Source organism: Elusimicrobiota bacterium (assembly GCA_041658405.1).
Taxonomy (GTDB): Bacteria; Elusimicrobiota; UBA5214; order JBBAAG01; family JBBAAG01; genus JBBAAG01.
Genome location: JBBAAG010000061.1, coordinates 1 through 19,725, shown reverse-complemented (window position 1 = coordinate 19,725; position 19,725 = coordinate 1). Strand labels below are relative to the sequence as shown.

The window sequence follows — 19,725 nt, the reverse complement described above, 5'->3', positions numbered from 1 at the left end:
TTAGGGGTGAACGAAACCGGGACTCGTGTTTATAGTAAATACACAACTGCAGTTCTTGGATGCTACAATAGCACGTCTGCAGTACCCATTTGGACAGTAAATTTGGGAGATAAAACTTCAACATCAGATATTTTAAGAAATCGGATCACTGAAAAGAATGGAATAGTTTATATCCCAAGCTGTTATGGTGGCCAGTTGTTTGCTGTGAAAGATAACGGGTCTAGCGGGACGTTATTATGGAAATACAAATGCGATGTTGGATATTTGATAAGCGCAGCGGTACCGTACAACGGAAATATTTATATTGGTACTATGGGCGGGCATTTGTTGTGTATTGAGAAATATAACGGTGGCAATGGTGGTTTATATCCACCAATATTAACAGTAAATGCGTCAGGATTATCAGGACAAATTCTTGTAACTTGGATAACACCAACAACTGGTGAATCAGTGTCTGGATATAAGGTTTATCGTTCAACGCAAAGTAGTGGCCCATGGGATCCAACTACTATTATTGTAAATCAAACAACAAATCTTTCGTATACAGATGTGAGCTTAAAGGATGGAACTACTTATTATTATAATATTGCCTCTTACAATGATACATCTGGTAATTCTGAATTTTCCGGTGTAGTTTCTGCCTACCCATATATTGCACAAATCGTATTATCTTCGCCTTCGGATGTTTCAATTACCAACCCCGCAACAGGTGGCAAACTCAACCTTTTTTGGACTGGAGTGAACGCAGCGAATCTTGCGGGATACAAAATATACCGTCGTACTAGCGGTACAGGATACGAGTTGGCCACCACTATAGCAACGAATGTTAACACATATCAGGATACAGGGTTAACTAATGGAATAAGATATTACTATGTAGTTACATCATACGACATTACCGGCAATGAAAGCGGGTACTCTACAGAAAAGTCAGAAGTTCCTACCGGCGTAGTAGTAACCCTATCCCCACCGTCTAATGTGACAGTAACAGACCTGCAAACCAATGCGAGATTGAGGATACAATGGGACAGCGTTGCCAACGCAACTATATACCATATTTGGCGTTCAAACAGTAACAATGGTACTTATCAAAAAGTGGTTTCAACAGGAGCGACAACGTCTCCCTTTGTAGATAGCGGATTGTTGGCAAAAGAGACGTATTACTACAAACTCCAAGCAGCGGATGATAGTGGTAACGTCAGCGGGAATTCGAGTATCTCCAGTGCATTTCCTACCAATATAGACATTATTCCACCGCCTAATGTTACTGGAATTTCAATTACAGACCCACAGAAAGGGAATAAACTTATACTGACGTGGAATACCGAAATTGAAGATACCGATCTTGCAGGGTATCGCGTGTACCGTTCTACTACCAACAATGGCGGAGGATACCAGTTTATCGGCAGTACAACACCAGCAGGAAACGCGATAGGTGGAGTGAAGATTGTAACGAAAAACTATCAATGTACAGGGTTGATCAATAATGTTACATACTATTTTATTGTTACCTCATACGATACTTCAGGAAATGAAAGTTTATCATCTACGCAGGTGTTTGGATACGCTACGTCCTTGACGGATAATATTCCACCAGCAAAACCGAGTGGATTAACACTAATCCCTGACTCTTCCGGGAAACAGGTGGAACTAAACTGGTCTACAAATATGGAAAATGATTTGAAAGAATATCATATTTTCCGTGCAGAAGGTGCAGGTACTGCTGAATTCACAGAACTCTTTGTCTTACCCAAGGGTAGGTGTACATATATCGATATTGGATTAAAAAGCGGGAAAGAATATCAGTACTACATCTGTGCTATGGATATCAACGGTAATCAAAGTGTAATATCTGATATACAATCAGTCACTCCCACGGACACTCAACCGCCTGTGGTAGAGACTGTTGAAATTACTCCTAAAACTATAACTCAGCTTGGGAAGATAACGATAAGTTTCTATATTGGAGAGATGTTAAGGCAGGATCCGGCATTAAAGGTTTGTAGCAATACAGCAATATTGATTGATAAGATAGTTATGGGTGATATGGTTTTTTATAAGTATGCATATACAATTCGTGAAACTGACCTAACCACAGGACAAGTGGTCTTGATAGTGATTGACACAACAGACGAGGCTGGGTTGAAAAGTTCAAGGACATTACACCTTATAGTTGACCTCAAACAAACTGAGAACAAGATGTACGTATTGGGGAATCGTCTGGACTTACAGAAAGCTGGGAGTAAAGCGGTGATTCATTACTATTTATTGGAACCCGCATCATATCTGAGGTTGAAAGTGTACAACACCGCGGGTGAACTTGTAAGGATGATAGAAGGCGACCAAAAGAATGGTTGGGGTGTGATTGAGTGGGATGGTACAAACTCGGATAATAACAAAGTTAGTTCAGGTGTATATTTTGCATATCTTGAGTCAGATGTATTCAAACAAACGAGTAGGATTGTTGTAATCAAATAGGGCATTAAACCGTAATTGAATAGTTAACGCTTTGTACACCTCTTGACGGGTAATGCTGAATATTGTTTCGAGTCGAGGGACAGTTTTGGCCTTTCAGAAGATAAGATAGTAAGCACTTAAAATTAGTAAAATATCTTTGGTCAAAAAAGGTAAAGTCTATTTTATGTATTAAGCAAATGGAGGATTAATGAATAGGAAACTAATCGTATTTTGGATTATAATATTAGCCGCTCTACCAGAAGTATTTTGTGAGGAACAAATGTTAAACATGAACAAAGTTAACCAACAGGCAATTGATAAGGTTATTTCAGGTAAAGTTGAAGTTGCTCAGGCAATATGGTGGGGATTTAATCCGGAGGACGCAACTAATGCTTTACAGTCAGCAATTAATTCTGGTGCGAAAAAGATAATCGTTGATAATGCCGGTAAACCGTGGATCGTAAGGCCTATTAAACTTGTCGGTAACCAGGAAATACTTTTTGAAAAAGGAGTAGAGGTTGTAGCTAAACGCGGCGAGTTTAAAGGCAAAACAGACTGCCTGTTCCGTGCTGATAATCAAGACAATATTATACTTACAGGTTACGGTGCAACTCTGCGGATGAACAGGGGAGATTATAAATTGCCTGACTACGAAAAAGCTGAATGGCGGCATGTTCTTAGTTTTTTCAGTTGTTCCAATATAAAAATTTATGGGCTTACCCTCGCTGAGAGTGGGGGAGATGGTATATATCTGGGTGTTGCGAAAAAAGGTGTCACAAATAAGGATGTTCATATTAAGGATGTTGTATCAGAAAATAATTACCGTCAGGGTATAAGTGTTATTAGCGCACAAAATCTGTTGATAGAGAACACTATTATGCGATACACCGCTGGTGCTGCGCCTCAGGCTGGGATTGATTTTGAACCAAATAATTCTGACGAACTGCTGGACAATATTTTATTACGTAACTGTACCGCAGAGAGTAATAAATCGTACGGTTATCTTTTTGCACTAAAAGAAATGGGAGCGGATACCAAACCAATATCTATCCGGATTGAAGACTGTAAAGCTGTTGGTGACACAAAAGGTTCTTTACGTTTTCTAACCGGCAACATATCGTCAGAAACAGTCAAAGGTATAGTTGAATTCATAAATTGTACGTTTGAGTCAGGTAAAAGCTATGGCGTATTGATAGAAGACAAACCAGTTACCGGATGTAAGTTACGCTTTGTTAATTGCTCTATTCTGAACAAAATATCGGACAAGCCTGCTGCATCTATTCCAATCAAGTTTCACTCCCGGCCAGGATCTACGGAACCAATCGGCGGTGTTGAATTTGTAAACTGTGTGATTAACGACACACTGGACCGAAACCCGGTGAGTTATCCAAATTCCGCTAAAGGAGTCCCATTAAGGGAAGTTGAAGGTACGTTAACCATTAACCTTTCCGGTGGCAGACAGAAACAACTAACTCTTCAGCGGTAAAGTTCTATTTCTGAAACTCTTGATGTTGGCCCACGCGTAGCTGTTATCCATAACCGTATTTTGTTTGTTTTTATCGGCGTAAATTCAGTTACCACCATATCTTGCTGGTTATCTTCAATTTGTGCGACAGTTTTCCAGTCTTGCTCCGGGGCGTCAGTTTTGACCTGTACCACATAATTCTTTAAGGTGGAAGTATAAACTACCACTTTAGAAACTATTTCTATTTGTGGTAAAGTAACTTCAATCCAGTCGGGATATTCATTTGGCGTAGTATCGTACCAAACAACTCCCCGGTCTTCAACAGTACCATCTAATACGTGTTGTGCGTATGCCGGATAACGGGATGACGATGCGGTAGCTGTAGCGCCTAACTCTTCAAACGCTAAATTGTCAGGTTTTTTGAGGTTTGACTTGGCTTGCTTAATTTCGTTTTCAATCTGATCAATAGTGGATGAACCCTTTACCATATTCTCGTCGGTAGTATAAATATTGGTTTCGTAAGGACGGAACTCGTCAGCAAATTTATCCCCCATTGATTTTAACTGGCGGGTTGTTGAAACAACGTATAGATTCGTTAGATTTGTTGTTCCTTCTATGGAAAACTCTAACTTAATATTTTGTGAGCTGGTATTCACTAAGAACAAACACATTTTATCTGCTACTTCGCGCAGCGAATATACGACTGCCGGGTTCGCAGGAAATATCTGCACACTTTTTTTTGAGTCAGCGCTAAGTATTGCTTTTTTTAAGATTTGAACTTCTTTTGCTAAATACGGAATTCCTAGTGTTAAGTCCGGATAGTTCTGGTGATACGCGTATGAATACCACAAAAACCCTTTAGCCCCGCCGCAGACCGACTGGTAGGTTATATTGCGCAATTCAATAAAATTCGGTGCCCGTTCGTTTGTAAGTTTCTTAAGCAAATCGCCGTAGTTAAACCCTTGCGGCGTGATCCAGGCCGGTTTTTTGTTGTCGGTAGCTTTCTTTATTGTTTCCATAAATTTAGTTATCTTGATCAACGGCCGGGTCGGCCCGCCTCCCTTTATAAAATGGAAGTATGGGTCGGGCATCAAAATATCACTGCCCGCTCCATATTTACGAATCCCGGCTAAGGTATAATTCAGCATTGTGCATGGATGATACGGGTCCTGTTCCCGTAAGAGCTGATAGATAGCTGTTACTCGTTCGGGAAGAGTTTTTCGTATTTCCGGTTCATCAGCTAAGTACCATGCCAAAAGCGCAGGTTCGGTCTTCCATTTATTAACAAACCCCTTTATTTTTTCAGCTTCTTCCTCAGAAAGCGGGCTTTGCCAGGCATTTGCGTCAACCATTTTTCGTTCCGGAAAAGGATAAATCACTACTTTAAGCCCAGCTTTATGTGCCCGGTCAAACCATTTCTTGAGCGTTGCATCGTCGTAAAAGTAAACGTTATAATCATGGACTGCAGTACATCCTTGCTGAGCAACTCTTTCAAAATCGTCGCCTACGGAGAGCCATCCGAAAGGTAAGAAAGGTTCTCCATCAACTAAAGTTACTAGGTTTTCCGTGATCCTCACTTCTCCTTTAACAGGGGGGAGTTTTTTTAAGGGTTCAGAGCACCGAAAAAATTCTTTATTTTCGGTATCCCGTAAACTGGCTGTTACCTTATAATCGCCAACTGGCAAATCTTTTACGGGTAGTGATAATCGTACCAAGGCGGTTGGCCGGTAAACTTCCTTTTGCGAAAATATTTTGTCTGTCACAGGAGAATAGAGTTTCACCAAAAGTTTAGTTGCATCAAGTTGGGTTTGAGGTAAAGTAAATTCTATTTGCAGTTCAATTTCGTCAAGATTTTGGCCCGCATATATACTGTTACGGTAACACGGGTTCAACATTACAATTTTTAGAGGTTCTAACGAGACAACAGTTGCGGGGACACTACTGGCCGGCACATTTATTTCTGCGGATAACAGGCCAGTTGTATAAATACAGGGTATTGCACAAACGGCAAACAAAAAAAAGAAACTCTGTATTTTACGAAAAATAATATTTATCATTTTAGAACCTATTTCGTGCGGCAAATGCAAAATGATCAAAGTATTTTTTCATACTATAGGACGAGGAGTTGTATTCGTTACTACCCAAGAAGTAGTCAACAAGAGTTTCACGTAACCGCGCGATTTCTTTTAAACGTTTAACATTTTTCTTATCGCCTAGCGTGAGGTCCAGTAGTTCAAGCGCGCGGATAAATGCTTGCTGCGAATAAGATGCATTTTGTTTTGTTTGCCAGTTTAACGCGCGGTTGGTTTCACTGCCAATATTTGCCATTTGTTCAATAAAAGACAGTTGGTTCCACCGTCCTGCAGCAAGTGTACGGTGTTGGATATTCATCTGTTTAAGTTCGGTAATAGTTATTTTGTCTTTTAATATCTGCATAGTATAAAAACAGTCCAATCCACAATGTGTTGTTCATTTATCTTTATTATTATATCAATAGTTGAGTAGTAATAGCAACTGGACGAGCTTATCCGAACCTATTTCATGAATACATGCACAATAGCCCTAAGGTTGTAGGATATTAAACCGTAACTGAATACCGCCGGTTGCGCCGTGTGCCTACCGGCACCACCCTTTTTGTTTTCACCAACGGTGTTAACGCTTTGTACACCCCTTGCCGGGTAATCTTGAATATGGTTTCGAGCTGAGGGACAGTTTTTGGCCCTTCAGAAGATAGGATAGTAAGCATTTTTTTCTGGGTATCCGATAACGGTTCGTCAGCTGGCGCTGCGGAGATCATTGTTTTTAACCGGGTATACGCTCTTTGCAACCCTTCTGCTGTAATGTCAGAAAGGTATTCACACCAGTCAGTTACACCTCCGGGTTTTCGCGCGTTGCTTAACTGTGAATAATACAACTTCCTGTTTTCCAACAAAATATCGTCAAGCGTGAATATATGCAGAGTATCGAATCCGCGGCGGTACAGTTCCCAGGATGCAAACGCGCGGGCGACCCGGCCGTTACCGTCACGAAATGGGTGGATAGTAGCGATTTCCAAATGGGCAACTGCGGAACTTATGACCGGGTGGTACTCTTGTCCCTGTCCGTTGAGCCAGAACAGGAATTTGTTTACCAACCCAGGGACTTTCTCGTGTGCAGGCGGGACGTGATCCCCAACGTATACCTGTACTTTCCTGTATTGCCCCACCGGGCCGTCATCTACAGCTTTGTTTCCGATAATTTTGTGTAAATTAAAAACATCTTTTTCCCTGTACGGTATTATTCGTTTGTTCTCGCGGATCCACCGGATAGCTGCCAGGTAATTTTGTACCATCTGTATGTGGAACTCAGGTTTGCGGGGGCGTTCACCGTCAAAGACTTGCCGGACTTCCTGTAATGTAAGCGTACTTCCTTCAATAGTGGTTGAAGCGTATGCCATTATCACAGCAGACTCTTTTTGTATCGCAGGGACAAACACGGCTTTCGCCTGGGTTTCAGCGATTCGTCCGCGTAAATAGTCAATCTCGGATAATGTTTTTGTTATTCTCGGCCTTAACTCTATCACCGGCATACTGATATTCTCCTTATGTAAACTATATGTCAACCTTATGTCAACTACAGTATAACATAGGATTGGGATAAAATCAACTGGCAACTGGACTGTTATATTAGAAAACTTTACCAGGATAACGTTTCAATCTAGACTTATGATATAATGTAAATAACATATGAGGACTATCATAAATACTATAACAGCATTTACGGTTGTTATGACTATCTTTGCAGAGATGTCTTTTACTGCTGAGTTAAAACCACAATATTACAGCGTTCATGTAAAAACTTTTAGTAAAGATATTAGTGAAGAAGGAACAACTCTATACGAGAAACTTAAACAAAAAGGTTACATGACATACTATTATCATAATGATTTAACAGGTTATCAAAATGAAGAGTTAAGATTGTATATCGGCTGTTCTAAAAACAAGGAAGAAACAATAAAATACTGCGAAACAATCAAACAACAGGAAGGGTTTGATTGTTATGTCGAAACAGCAAACGTTTATACAAACAAATATTTGGAAAAATATCATCTTATCTGTACTCCTAGCACGCTTTGGTTTTCCTCTGGAACAATTAACAAGGCAATTCTTGAATATATTTATACTCTTAGAGATACTCCTAGAGATTTAATTAATCCTAGGCCTTTTCGCAGATATGTAGTGTCTCCTTCGGGTCAAGAAATGATTTTTGAGTGTGAGTCTATCATTAAAGTAGATCTCATCAAACATACTACATCTACACTACTTGAAGATGCGGGGTATTCATATCCAAAGTGGTCATATACAGGGGAATACATAGCATATGCTGATGAATTAGAATGGGAAGTCAGAACCTGTCTTTGGGTGATGAAATCCGATGGGACAAAAAAGAAGTGTTTAGTAGATAATAAAGAACAGCGTGATACTGGCGTGAAATCTTTTATATGGCATCCAAACAAAAATATAATAATTTTTGTAGAAGGTCCTGCTTTTGGGACACGAACCGTGGGTGGCAATTTATATTCTGTTGATTTAGAAGGTAATCGCAAAGATTTGGTTATTGTTGATTACGAAAATACCCCAGAAGAAGTTTGTTCTGAATTTGATATTAAAGAGGGTCATATTAATTACAAAATATACCATCACGATTCTTCTCTTGAAGGAAATGAAGTCATAGATAAGAGCACATTTACGAAGCACAAATTAAAGTTGGAATAGCATTTATGACTACCCGTAAATCCTCGCACAATTATCACTAAACACAGGTTCTGACTTCCCCGCAGGGGTAAATTATTATTCGTCGGAGAAACAAAATGGGTCACCAACTGGGGCTTATTAGAACCTATTTCATGAATATGCATATAACAAACCCTGAGTTTAGGATACCGTTCGTATAGAAAGTGAGCTACCTAAAGTAGTAACAAGGAAAATTGGTTTGACACAAATACGGTAATAATTATATAATGCACAATAGTATATAGTATTAAGCATTATGAAATAGCAAGTATTTCTAATAAATAACATAATAAAGAGGTATTAAAATGCTCAATGATGTTTTGTTGCTGCAAAAACGGGAATTAGAAAAACGGATATCGGAACCCTATATCCAGCGTAGAATAGGTCATAATAAAACGAATAATGGCCTTATCAAAGTTATTCTCGGTCCAAGGCGGGCGGGGAAATCGTTCCTCGGGTTTCACATACTGAATAAAACAAGTAAATATGGTTACGTAAACTTTGATGATGAACAACTTCTGGGAGTAAAAGACTACAATTTGATAGTAGACGCCATAAATACAGTTTATGACAATCCGTCAAATTTGCTGCTTGACGAAATACAAAACCTTGATAAATGGGAATTATTTGTGAACCGCTTACAACGCCAGGGATATAACTTGATAATCACCGGCAGCAACTCAAAACTATTAAGCAAAGAATTGGCTACACATCTAACTGGACGGCATATACCTATAAGCATCCTACCGTTTTCGTTCACGGAATTTCTAAAAATACAAGGGAAAGAACTTACCACTACCGAACTAAAAAGTATGTGCGATAAGTACATAATATACGGCGGTTACCCCGAACCGTGGATAAAAAACGTTGATTTCAAAGAGTATTTATCTACTCTGTTTAATTCAATCATATACAAAGATATTGTCAAACGGTTTAACATCCGGCGGGTTGAAGCGCTGGAAAACCTGGCAGTATATCTGATATCCAATGTTGCCCGCGAGTTTTCATATAATACACTTGCTAAAGTTACCTCATGTAAAAGCGTGCATACAATAGAAAAATACCTGGGGTATTTAGAAGAAAGTTTTCTGTTTTTCAGGATAAACATGTTTTCCTATAAACTTAAAGAACAGCTTAGTGCGAATAAGAAAATATATTGTATTGACAATGGATATATCCATGCCAAAGCGTTTAAGTTAAGCCCGGACTATGGGAAACTTTATGAGAATGTCGTTGCTATAGAACTTAAACGCCGTGAGTTGGAAGGTAAATCACAAGTGTTTTACTGGAAAAATGCGCAGCAGGAAGAAGTTGATTTTGTTGTGAAACAAGGGACTAAAGCTGTGCAGTTGATACAGGTGTGTTACGATACAACGGCACGGGAGACTAAAGATCGCGAAAAACGCGCGTTACTAAAAGCGAGTAAAGAACTTAGATGTACAGATTTGTTGATTCTTACAGATAATTATACCGCGGAAGAAGAGTTTAAATGGTATGGCAAGAATTGTAAGATAAAATATGTTCCGGTTTGGAGTTGGTTGTTAAATCAGGGAACAAATTAACATACTTACCTCCGGGTTTTCGCGCGTTGCTTAACTGTGAATAATAAAACTTCCTGTTTTCCAACAATATATCGTCAAGTGTAAATATGTGCAGAGTATCAAATCCGCGGCGGTACAGCTCCTAATGTAAACTATATGTCAACCTTATGTCAACTACAGTATGACATGTACTTGGGATAAAATCAACTGGTGATCCTCGCCGGTCAAACACTATGGTTTACTGTGACATTTTACTGTGACAACTTGAGGTTGTTTATAGAAAAACAATCTAATTAGTTGAATATGTATTTTTAATCAATAAATTATAACGACTTTTTGCTATTATATTTACAGAAACAGTATAGGCCAGTAACACATAGACACCAAAACGTACTCTTGGTATGCTGAATTGAGATAGGTTAATAGTATGGCGAAAAAAATAAAGTATATTGTTGTCTTTGTATTACAAGTTGCATTATCATTCTCATATGCCGCAGAAAAGCCAAATAACATAGCAAACTTCCTTCCAGACAAAGACTTGCCAGGATATTTAAAATATCTTGAATCCAATAACTATTTAGTAAATCATCCAATTGATTTTTTTAAAGAAATCGTGAATATAACTATCAATAATGACGAAGTTACTGTAGATGGCAAGTATTTTATTCGTAGCAATAGTTTGATTACAGAAAAAACTATGTTGTACTATCCTTTCCCAATAGAAAATGGCAAATATGAATATCCACATTCAATTTCAGTTTACGAATCAGAGGAACTTGAGAAAGAAAAAGATGTTCAATATATAAAAAGATATCCTGGAATTATATGTGATGTTAATATCTCTTCAAATACTGTAAAATATTTAAGGTTTTGTTATAAACAAAAAATAATAGGAAAAGAAGCTGTTTTGATACTAACAACTGCAAGAGTATGGTTCAAAAATATTGAATATGCTGAGTTTATTGTAAATCTACCAAGTAAAACTCAAGATGTTAATTTGTCCTATGCTCCTAATAAAATCGAGAAAGATTGTGATAGAACAAATTATTATGTAATCCGTGAAAACTTTGTTCCTGAACAAGACCTTGTTGTAAAGTGGAAATCGCAACAATGAAACAGAAGATATTTTCAATTATCCTAAATATTATTATAGTGTTACTTTTTAGTTGTTTTGGGTGTGCGGATGTAATCCTAACTCCTTGGGGGCTTGTGATTAATTCCTATGCATCAATAACTTGTAAACGTAGTGTTGTTGTAACATTAGTATACTACCCAAATAACAATGAGGACATTGGCACTCCTCGTGAGATGATTATAAGCGAGAAACAGGATTTTAGCGATGGGAAATGGCTTCGTTATTACGATAGTTATATGTACAATAATAAAGCAGACTTCACTCTGTCTCCTGGAGATGGCATAAAAACTGTATACGCAAAGTGTCGTTCAGCGGATATGAAAGAATCAAGAATATTTAGTGATACGATTTTGTATAAAGCACCTGTTGGTATAGTCATTAATGACTATGCAAGTGAAAGTTATTCGTGTAATATTAGTCTTCGCATATCAACAGAAGGTATTGTAGATAGTATTGGAAATTTTACAGAGGTTATAGTCAGTGAAAATTCTAGTTTCCAAAATGTGACGTGGTTAGCATACACAAAACCCTTTGATTTAAACTTTAAAGTAAATGAATCATATGGCGAAAAATATGTCTATGCGAAATTCCGTGAAGCGTCTTTACAAGAATCAAAAATATATTCAGATAGTATTTTGTTAAAAATACCTGTTAAAAACAATCTAAATGAATTCATGGTTTATCCCAATCCGTATTATCCAATGAAGGGCCATACACAGATATATTTTTATGGTCTTACAGAATATACTGAGATAAAAATATATGATTTGGTAGGGAATTTGATTAAAAAACTGTATCCGATTGATAGCATGAATGGAATTTCTATATGGGATACTAAAAATGAAAGTGGTGAGAACGTTGCGAGTGGAATTTATATTTTCTCAGTAAATAATGATAAATATAATGGCAAATTATGGAACTCACCTCCGAATCAACAATTTATATATGGGAAAATAGCGGTTATTAGATAATTTCTTGCACCCCCCAGGTTCGAACTTCCCTTCAGGGGTAAATTTATTCTCGTCGGAGAAACAAGATGGGTGGCTGACGGGAATCGAACCCGCAACCTTCAGAGCCACAGTCTGACGCTCTAACCAATTGAGCTACAACCACCACTTTTATGTATATCTAATGAAAACATCCCTGGGCCTGGTGAGACTCGAACTCACAACCACCTGCTTAGAAGGCAGATGCTCTATCCAATTGAGCTACAGGCCCTCCCAAGTACGGGATATACTAGTTCGTGTCCCACTAATTATCTAGGCGCAGGGATATACAAAACATGGTGTTGATTATACACATTATGACCGGTATTGACAATAGGGTATCTCAAAAAATTGAGATAAACCTATTTTGCCACAACTATTGAACCAGTGACACGTTCGCCGTTAAGTTCGTATTGGTAAATGTATACGCCGTTCTCAACTTTGTTACCGTCATTATCGGTACCATCCCATAGTTCTGTGTCAGTAAGCGTTCTCACAAGCTTGTTTTTCAGGTTATAAATATTTACTGATACCTGACTTTCTCCTCTAGACAAAGCCTGTTGGCTTGCGGTCTGTAAACCCGAGAAAAACGCTGCATCATTAACCCCGTCGTTGTTAAGTGTCAAAATTTTTTCTTTTGGTTTATAACTCTGAGCGTTAAGTGTTGCAATGTTTACTGCCTTAAAAACTGCGTATTTACTAAAATGGTTTACCCAGGCGGTAACTGTATTATTCGCAGTATTGACACTACCCCCGACATACCGCCAATCCGTTCCGTCATGCCAAAATATGCGGTAATCGTTCTCGTCTGTTGTATTACCTGGTTCAGGGTATAGCAATGTGATACTTATCGATTTATTGAATATCTGCCCATCCGGGCCAAGGTCGTAGACAGCTGCCGGAATGCTGTTTTTTTCTAACCAATTATTTGAAATAACTGCCGGAGCGTTTACTGCGCGTAACTGCGTGAGTGTCAATGTTACCTCTTGATCCAGGGCACTATACGGTATTTGTATCTTAGTCTTCCCGTCTCGCAAGTCGCCGTCTTCCAAACTAATATATCCACCTTCCCTGTTAATTACCCGCCTTACATTTAATGCGATATCTACCACACCGGTACTTGCCACTACTTCGGAACCTATTGTATCACGTATGCGCACACGGTACCCGATTTTGTCAAGTTGAGGTGAGACATCCTCACCGCGTATGATTGCTTCATAGGTGAAAGTATTCCCCGATGTTTCTTTTAATATCATTTCACTTTCGTTAAAACAGTCCCATGAATTGTTAAGCGAGTACTCCAAGTTGGCAAGTACAATGCCTGTACTGCTATTGACAGTAACTTTCAGGATAATATCTTTTTCCGAAACATTGACCCTGGAAATAGGATCTTTTGTCATTGCTTCGGGAAGGGATGAAATGTATTTGTATACAAACATTGTTACTGGTTCAGACCAATTACCAGCATTATCGCAGGTACGCAGGCGGAGGTAGTATACGTTACCGTTTTCTACAGTACCGGAACTTATCTGCACAAAGTTTTGCTTTAAAGCAATAACTTTGCCGGGGTCTTGGTCGGTACTTGTGCCGAAATATATACTGTATCCGTCTATACCTGAAACAGTATCCGTTGCGCCGGACCAAATAAAGTACGGCGTTGTAGTAATATTCTGCCAGTTGCCATCAGAGATCTCAACCAACTTGCTGCTGTTCATCCATGCATAACAAATAGTCGGGTTCGATGGCGGGTCGGTTTCAAACGCTGCTATTGCGACAACACGGATTTCGCTGGAGTAACCGCTATTGCCATTATTATTGAATGCATAGACGCGGTAGTAATAAGTAGATCCTTGAGTTATACCGGTATCGTTAAAAGTTGAAGTATTGGCACTGACTGTAGATAGCACCACAAAACTGCCGGAGGAAAGGTTTTTGCGTTCAACAATATATCCGGTTTCAAAAAACGAGTTATCCTGCCACGTAAGTTTTGCTGTGGTTGATGATAATACCACGGCGTTCAGTTTTGAGGGAGATTCAGGTGTAAGTGCGGTACTCGTGGTTTTTGAAACAGTAAATGTATCAAACATAGTAACACCGTCATCGAGGTATGCTTTTAACGTAAGATTAGATCCTGCAACATCAATAATAGCAAAATGGAATACCTTCCTTTGGAAAGCGTGGTATGGGTCCGGAGTACCGAGTGTAGTCAACGGCGCGCCTTCACCTCCAACGGTAACGTATAACACGCCCATATTTTTAACAAAATTCGGCCCGCGGTCCATAATCGCTGTCTGTATCAAACTATATGTGCGCTCATAAAAATGGTTATCCCCGCAGAAAACGATATCAACTTTGTGTTTTTCAAATAACGGTATCCAGTCGTTACGTATCCACGAACCGTTATATGGTTGTTTACTGCTGAATGGCGGTGCATGGAAAAAGACAAACTTCCATTGTATATCAGGATCAGCATCTGCTTTCTCAAGGTCGGCTTTCAACCATTTATATTGAGGGCTACTTGGATCATAATACCATTTCGCGTCCCATTCAAAATCAAGAATATCATTGTCAAGGGAGATCAAATGAATATTCCCTATATTAAGTGAATACCACGATTTCGGTGCGGGTAATGAAAACTGGTTGTAATAATTCGACGCATGAAATTCGTGGTTGCCAAGCGTTGGCAGCATAGGGCATTCTGAGATCAATGCCTCTACATTCGGGAAAAAATCGATATTCCACTGTGCTTGCCATGTACCTCCGCCGACGAGGTCGCCAACATGCAAGCGAAATAACGGGTCGTATGGTTTTACGGCGTTATTAATTTTCTTCACTTCCGCACCGTTATTCCGTGAATCACCATACGCTGCGAAACGTATTGCCTGGTTCGAACCTTTAATCGGCGGGGTGGTAAAGTGTTTTCTCGCGGACCAGTTCCCTGGTTCACCGCAACGGTAATAATATGTAGTATCAGGTTCAAGTCCTGTGAGTATCACAGTAGCGATATGCCGTTTGCAGTATACATGTGTGCAGTTAGAAGCTATACACGCGGTCTGGTATATAGTAGTACCGTTCTCAAGCATACCTAATGCCGTGGAAGTGCCGTACATTACCTGCACAGCTTTTACGGTATACGTTGTTGACCACATAACGGTCATATTATCATGCGTTTTCTCGGGAATACTCCAAAGTAAGTGCAAATGCTGCGGCCCGGCTGTCGTATTACCGGAGAAAAGCAAGAGAAAAGTGATGCTTGCACACAGAATCTTTAAGCGCATAATAATGTTGCCTCACTTTATTAAACTACAAAACTTAATATTAGAAACCAACTTATTTTGCTACAACAAATGAACCAGTGACCTTTTCACCATTGAGTTCATACTGGTAAATATAGACACCATTTTCTACGAGGTTATCACTATCGTCTTTACCATTCCAGATTTCGGTATCAACAATTGTGCGGATAAGTTGGTTACGGAGATTATAGATATATATTTTGGTTTCTTCAGTTCCGCCGTTTGCAATTGCCAGTAAGTTCGCGTTTTGTAAGCCGGAGAAATATGCAGTGTCGTTGAGCCCGTCGTTGTTTAATGTTAAAATCTTTTCTTTTGGTTTATAACTCTGCGCATCTAATGACGATGTGTTTATTGTTTCAAATATTGCATACTTACTAAAATGGCTGACCCACGCGGTGACAGTATTCTTTGCAGGATCCACCTTCCCACCGATATACCGCCAGTCCGTACCGTCATACCAAAATACGCGGTAATTGTTTTCATTCACACCCGTATTCGGGGTAGGGTATAATAATGTTATGCTGACTGGTTTGTTGAACACCTGTCCTGAAGGGCTGAGGTCGTATACCGCAGCAGGTATATAATTGCTGGAACGTATTAATGTGTTTGATATTACCGGCGATACAGCGGATGGTTTTAATGGAGTAATTGAGATTGTAACGTTTTGCTCTACTGCACTCAGAGGAAGTTCAACTTTTGTTTTTCCATCCCGGGTATCGCCGTCTTCTAAACTTACATACCCGCCGTTAGAAGTTATCACACGTTCAGTATTGGGGGATACTATAATTGTACCTGTACTGACAACAACCTCCGCACCGACAGTATCCCTGATTCTTACGCGATAACTAATACTGTCAATACCGGATACAACTTCTTCACCGTTGATCACGGTTTCATATACGAGAGTGGCATCCTTAATTTCCTTAAACACAAGTTCAGTTTGGTTATAAGCATCCCAGTCATTATTCGAACAATACTCAAGGTTTGCTACACTAATACCTGTGCTGCTATTAACGTTTATTTTGAGATAAATATCTTTTTCCAAAACATTTACTTTGGTAACAGGATCAACTGTTTCAGCTTGAGGGATCGATTGGATATACTTAAAAACAAACATTGTTACCGGATTGGACCAGTTGCCTATATTGTCAGATGTTCGCAAGCGGAGGTAGTACGCAATACCGTTTTCCACGGTCCCGGTACTTATCTGTACAGAACTACTATTTGTTGTTATAACTTTCCCGGGATCCTGTACAGGATTTGTCCCAAAGTATACGCTAAAACCTTTTACTCCTGAAACAGTATCCGTAGAACCGGTCCATACAAAGTACGGTGTTGCAGAAACATTTTGCCAGTCACCTTCGGGTAGTTCAGTAGTTTTTGTATTGCTAACCCATGCCCTGCAGTCAGTCGGATTTACCGGAGGGTCAGTTTCATATGATGTTATTGCAACTACGCTTATTTCGTTGCTATAAGGACTATCGCCGTACTCATTAAAAGCGCAGATACGGTATACCGTAGTTGTTCCTGAAGTTAAACCTGTATCAATATAACTTGTAGTATTTGCTGTTACCGTGGAGATAGCTGTAAAACTGCCCCCAACATTCTTGCGTTCAATACGAATCCCGGTTTCAATAACTGAATTGTCATACCATGAAAGTTTTGCGGTAGTTGTTGAAAGTACCACAGCGTTAAACCCGGTAGGTGTGTCTGGAGTGGGTGAAGTTACAGTACTTTTTAAAATGTTGAACGTATCAATCACTGTCACCCCGTCATCGAGATATGATTTAAAAGTAAGTTGTTTTTCTGTTACGTCAATAATCTGAAAATTATATGATGAACGTTGAGCTGCAGAAAAAGTATCCGGGGTAGCGGAGGCGTGCAGCGTTCCTCCTTCTCCTCCCATAACAACGTAAATGACACCGCTGTTTTTTACAAAATCCGGCCCTCTATCCACAACTTCTCCCTGTACCAAGCTGTAAGTACGTTCATAAAAATGAATATCGCCGCTGAAGACAATATCGACTTTATGTTTTTCAAATAACGGAACCCAATCCGGGCGTACCCATTTTCCGCAGTATGTTTGAGCGCTGCAATACGGAGGCGAATGGAAGAATACAATCTTCCATTTTATATCAGGGTCAGCATCTGCTTTTTCTAAATCAGCTTTTAACCATTTGTACTGCGGGCTGGTGGAATCTACATACCAGGTGGCAGCCCATTCAAAATTCAGCATATCGTTATCCAGGGAAATTACATGAATATTTCCTACATTCAGGGAATACCATGTCTTAGATAAGGAAAACTGGTTATAATAATTAACCGCATGGTACTCATGATTACCCGGGGACGGAAGCAACGGGCTTTCAGCTGCAAGTTGTTCTACATTCGGGAAAAAATCGTTATTCCACATCATCTGCCGAGTTCCGGCACCCACAAGGTCTCCTCCGTGTATCTTGAACAGAGGATTAAATGTTTTTATCGCATTATAAATTTTCTTTGTCTCCGTACCATTAGCTTGAGAATCGCTCCCAGCAGCAAAACGTATAGGTGTATTCGATCCTTTCATCGGGGAGGTAATAAACTTTTTACGTGCTGACCAGTTCCCGGGTTCACCACAACGATAATAGTATGTGGTATTATATTGCAGCCCGGTTAAAATTACAGTTGCTATATGCCGTTTACAAAACTCGTGTGAGCAGCCAGGCGCATTACACATAGTTTGATAAATCGTTGTACCGTTTTCCAGCATTCCATAAGATGTAGATATCCCATACTGTACCTGCACAGCTTTTACGGTATATGTGGTGGACCACATAACGGTCATGTTGTCATGAGTTTTCTCTGGGTTGCTCCAAAGTAAATGCAAATGTTGCGGCCCGGCGGTTGCATTACCGGAGAATAGCAGCAGAAACAATACACTTCTAAATAATGTTCTTAAACGCATAATAAGCATAATCTCGGTATCATTTCTTAACACCTATAACGTAATAAATCTTTTTCGCAGGGATGTCATAGAGTTCAAACGGTGCAGAAAGAGAAGTTAATTTATTATCTTGTATGTACTTGTTTAATGCAGGATACGCTTTCATCGCGCCTATCATGTATGTCAATTTACTTTTTAGGTTAAGTTCCGCGACGGCGCTGTATTGTTTATCCATTAGTTTAATTTTATACTTTTTAGCAAGTTCCGTTGTTTTCCCGAGATCAGTTTCTTCAAGGATACACCCGAGTTCGCTCCGAAGTTTGTCTTTAGCAACTATTTGAGGGTTATCATAGTAAATCCCTATACCTTTAGTGGTATTAATCCCGTCAGCAGTAAGGCTATTAAATATTTTATCATGTACTTTTCCGGTTTCACTGTAATCCCCGATATGTTCTTCATAAACTATAGTGTAAGGCCCCATATCTTTTTCGCTTACCACTACAGGATCAAATCCTCCAACCACTGCAAAGTATGCAACTCCGGAAAGTACAATTGCGGCAATAACTGATAAAGCGTAATACAATAATTTCATCACAAAACTCCTTCCTTGATTCTATAAAATAATTATACTTTAGTATTCAATTTTTTGTAAACATAAATCACAGCCGTAGGCCGGGTAGTTGGTTCAACAAGAATTCCTTTCTCTGTAAGTTCGAGACTGGAAGCTTTTATGCCGGTGTTAGTATCAATATTAGTTATTTCATAAGTAGAGTTTGGAATAAGGCCGTGGAGTTTAAATTTCATCGCTGTGACCGAAGTATTGGCTCGGGTAAATGATTGTAACAATCCTTCCCCTAAGTCCGGACGGTCAAACTGCCACGCAATCCATGAGTCGTTATCGTTAGCATATGGTGTCAATGGATAATAATCCCCAAGATAGTATTTTGCAATACGTTGTCGCAACGCGTGCCATTTACGGATATCGTTGTAATTCAATGTCTTGTCACGCATGTCATATACATAAATTGTATTCGGAGTAGTAAGCATACTACGCATGAGGTAGTCGTTATCCCGTGCAAATCCGCCGGTACCGTGGTACGGGATCCAGAAAGATATACCGTATGTGTGTTGTTGTTGCGCTTGTGGT

13 protein-coding genes and 2 tRNA genes are annotated in these 19,725 nt (G+C 39.4%); 6 read left to right on the top strand and 9 right to left on the bottom strand.

Features of this window, described 5'->3' with window-relative positions; translation table 11 throughout:
• On the top strand, positions 1–2,478 hold a 2,478-nt coding region (locus WC955_10025; protein MFA5859391.1), incomplete at its 5' end, for a fibronectin type III domain-containing protein.
• A 268-nt stretch (positions 2,479–2,746) separates the two neighbouring features.
• On the top strand, positions 2,747–3,943 hold the full coding sequence (locus WC955_10020) for a right-handed parallel beta-helix repeat-containing protein (GenBank protein ID MFA5859390.1): 1,197 nt from the start codon (positions 2,747–2,749) through the stop codon (positions 3,941–3,943).
• Here WC955_10020 and WC955_10015 read toward each other — a convergent pair.
• The 3 genes from WC955_10015 to WC955_10005 form a co-directional block, all read right to left on the bottom strand.
• Positions 3,934–5,874 (bottom strand): discoidin domain-containing protein, encoded by a 1,941-nt coding sequence (locus tag WC955_10015; GenBank protein ID MFA5859389.1) that lies wholly within the window; start codon positions 5,872–5,874, stop codon positions 3,934–3,936. The two genes, WC955_10020 and WC955_10015, sit on opposite strands and share 10 nt — an antisense overlap.
• Before the next feature lie 106 nt (positions 5,875–5,980).
• Positions 5,981–6,358 (bottom strand): hypothetical protein, encoded by a 378-nt coding sequence (locus WC955_10010; GenBank protein ID MFA5859388.1) that lies wholly within the window; start codon positions 6,356–6,358, stop codon positions 5,981–5,983.
• A 142-nt stretch (positions 6,359–6,500) separates the two neighbouring features.
• Positions 6,501–7,490, bottom strand: a complete 990-nt coding sequence (locus tag WC955_10005) for a Fic family protein (protein ID MFA5859387.1) — start codon at positions 7,488–7,490, stop codon at positions 6,501–6,503.
• A gap of 199 nt (positions 7,491–7,689) precedes the next feature.
• Between WC955_10005 and WC955_10000 the strand changes: the two genes are divergently transcribed.
• The 4 genes from WC955_10000 (at position 7,690) to WC955_09985 (ending at position 12,341) form a co-directional block, all read left to right on the top strand.
• Entirely contained in the window at positions 7,690–8,676 is a 987-nt protein-coding gene (locus WC955_10000; GenBank protein MFA5859386.1) for a hypothetical protein, read from the top strand.
• Between the two features lie 323 nt (positions 8,677–8,999).
• On the top strand, positions 9,000–10,256 hold the full coding sequence (locus WC955_09995) for an ATP-binding protein (GenBank protein MFA5859385.1): 1,257 nt from the start codon (positions 9,000–9,002) through the stop codon (positions 10,254–10,256).
• Between the two features lie 406 nt (positions 10,257–10,662).
• Positions 10,663–11,349: a hypothetical protein gene (locus WC955_09990; protein MFA5859384.1), complete on the top strand. Its 687-nt coding sequence runs from the start codon at positions 10,663–10,665 to the stop codon at positions 11,347–11,349.
• On the top strand, positions 11,346–12,341 hold the full coding sequence (locus WC955_09985) for a T9SS type A sorting domain-containing protein (protein ID MFA5859383.1): 996 nt from the start codon (positions 11,346–11,348) through the stop codon (positions 12,339–12,341). Before WC955_09990 ends, WC955_09985 begins: the two co-directional genes overlap by 4 nt.
• Before the next feature lie 68 nt (positions 12,342–12,409).
• Here the strand turns inward: WC955_09985 and WC955_09980 are convergent.
• From WC955_09980 to WC955_09955, 6 genes are all read right to left on the bottom strand, one after another.
• A tRNA-His gene (locus WC955_09980) sits at positions 12,410–12,483 on the bottom strand.
• Between the two features lie 31 nt (positions 12,484–12,514).
• Positions 12,515–12,588: transfer RNA gene (locus tag WC955_09975), tRNA-Arg, on the bottom strand.
• 130 nt (positions 12,589–12,718) lie between these two features.
• Complete coding sequence (locus tag WC955_09970) at positions 12,719–15,634, bottom strand: fibronectin type III domain-containing protein (protein ID MFA5859382.1); 2,916 nt, start codon at positions 15,632–15,634, stop codon at positions 12,719–12,721.
• Between the two features lie 52 nt (positions 15,635–15,686).
• The gene (locus WC955_09965; GenBank protein MFA5859381.1) at positions 15,687–18,599 is read right to left on the bottom strand and encodes a fibronectin type III domain-containing protein; all 2,913 of its coding nucleotides are present in this window, start codon (positions 18,597–18,599) and stop codon (positions 15,687–15,689) included.
• A gap of 19 nt (positions 18,600–18,618) precedes the next feature.
• Positions 18,619–19,170: a hypothetical protein gene (locus WC955_09960; GenBank protein ID MFA5859380.1), complete on the bottom strand. Its 552-nt coding sequence runs from the start codon at positions 19,168–19,170 to the stop codon at positions 18,619–18,621.
• A 32-nt stretch (positions 19,171–19,202) separates the two neighbouring features.
• The coding region (locus WC955_09955; GenBank protein MFA5859379.1) for a hypothetical protein at positions 19,203–19,725 on the bottom strand (523 nt) is incomplete at its 5' end.

What these genes read in the sequence shown, in the direction of transcription:
- WC955_10020 (MFA5859390.1), top strand. Translation starts at nt 2,747, where the DNA reads ATGAACAAAGTTAACCAACAGGCAATTGATAAGGTTATTTCAGGTAAA.
- WC955_10010 (MFA5859388.1), bottom strand. Translation starts at nt 6,358, where the DNA reads ATGCAGATATTAAAAGACAAAATAACTATTACCGAACTTAAACAGATG.
- WC955_10005 (MFA5859387.1), bottom strand. Translation starts at nt 7,490, where the DNA reads ATGCCGGTGATAGAGTTAAGGCCGAGAATAACAAAAACATTATCCGAG.
- WC955_10000 (MFA5859386.1), top strand. Translation starts at nt 7,690, where the DNA reads ATGACTATCTTTGCAGAGATGTCTTTTACTGCTGAGTTAAAACCACAA.
- WC955_09995 (MFA5859385.1), top strand. Translation starts at nt 9,000, where the DNA reads ATGCTCAATGATGTTTTGTTGCTGCAAAAACGGGAATTAGAAAAACGG.
- WC955_09990 (MFA5859384.1), top strand. Translation starts at nt 10,663, where the DNA reads ATGGCGAAAAAAATAAAGTATATTGTTGTCTTTGTATTACAAGTTGCA.
- WC955_09985 (MFA5859383.1), top strand. Translation starts at nt 11,346, where the DNA reads ATGAAACAGAAGATATTTTCAATTATCCTAAATATTATTATAGTGTTA.
- WC955_09970 (MFA5859382.1), bottom strand. Translation starts at nt 15,634, where the DNA reads ATGCGCTTAAAGATTCTGTGTGCAAGCATCACTTTTCTCTTGCTTTTC.
- WC955_09965 (MFA5859381.1), bottom strand. Translation starts at nt 18,599, where the DNA reads ATGCGTTTAAGAACATTATTTAGAAGTGTATTGTTTCTGCTGCTATTC.
- WC955_09960 (MFA5859380.1), bottom strand. Translation starts at nt 19,170, where the DNA reads ATGAAATTATTGTATTACGCTTTATCAGTTATTGCCGCAATTGTACTT.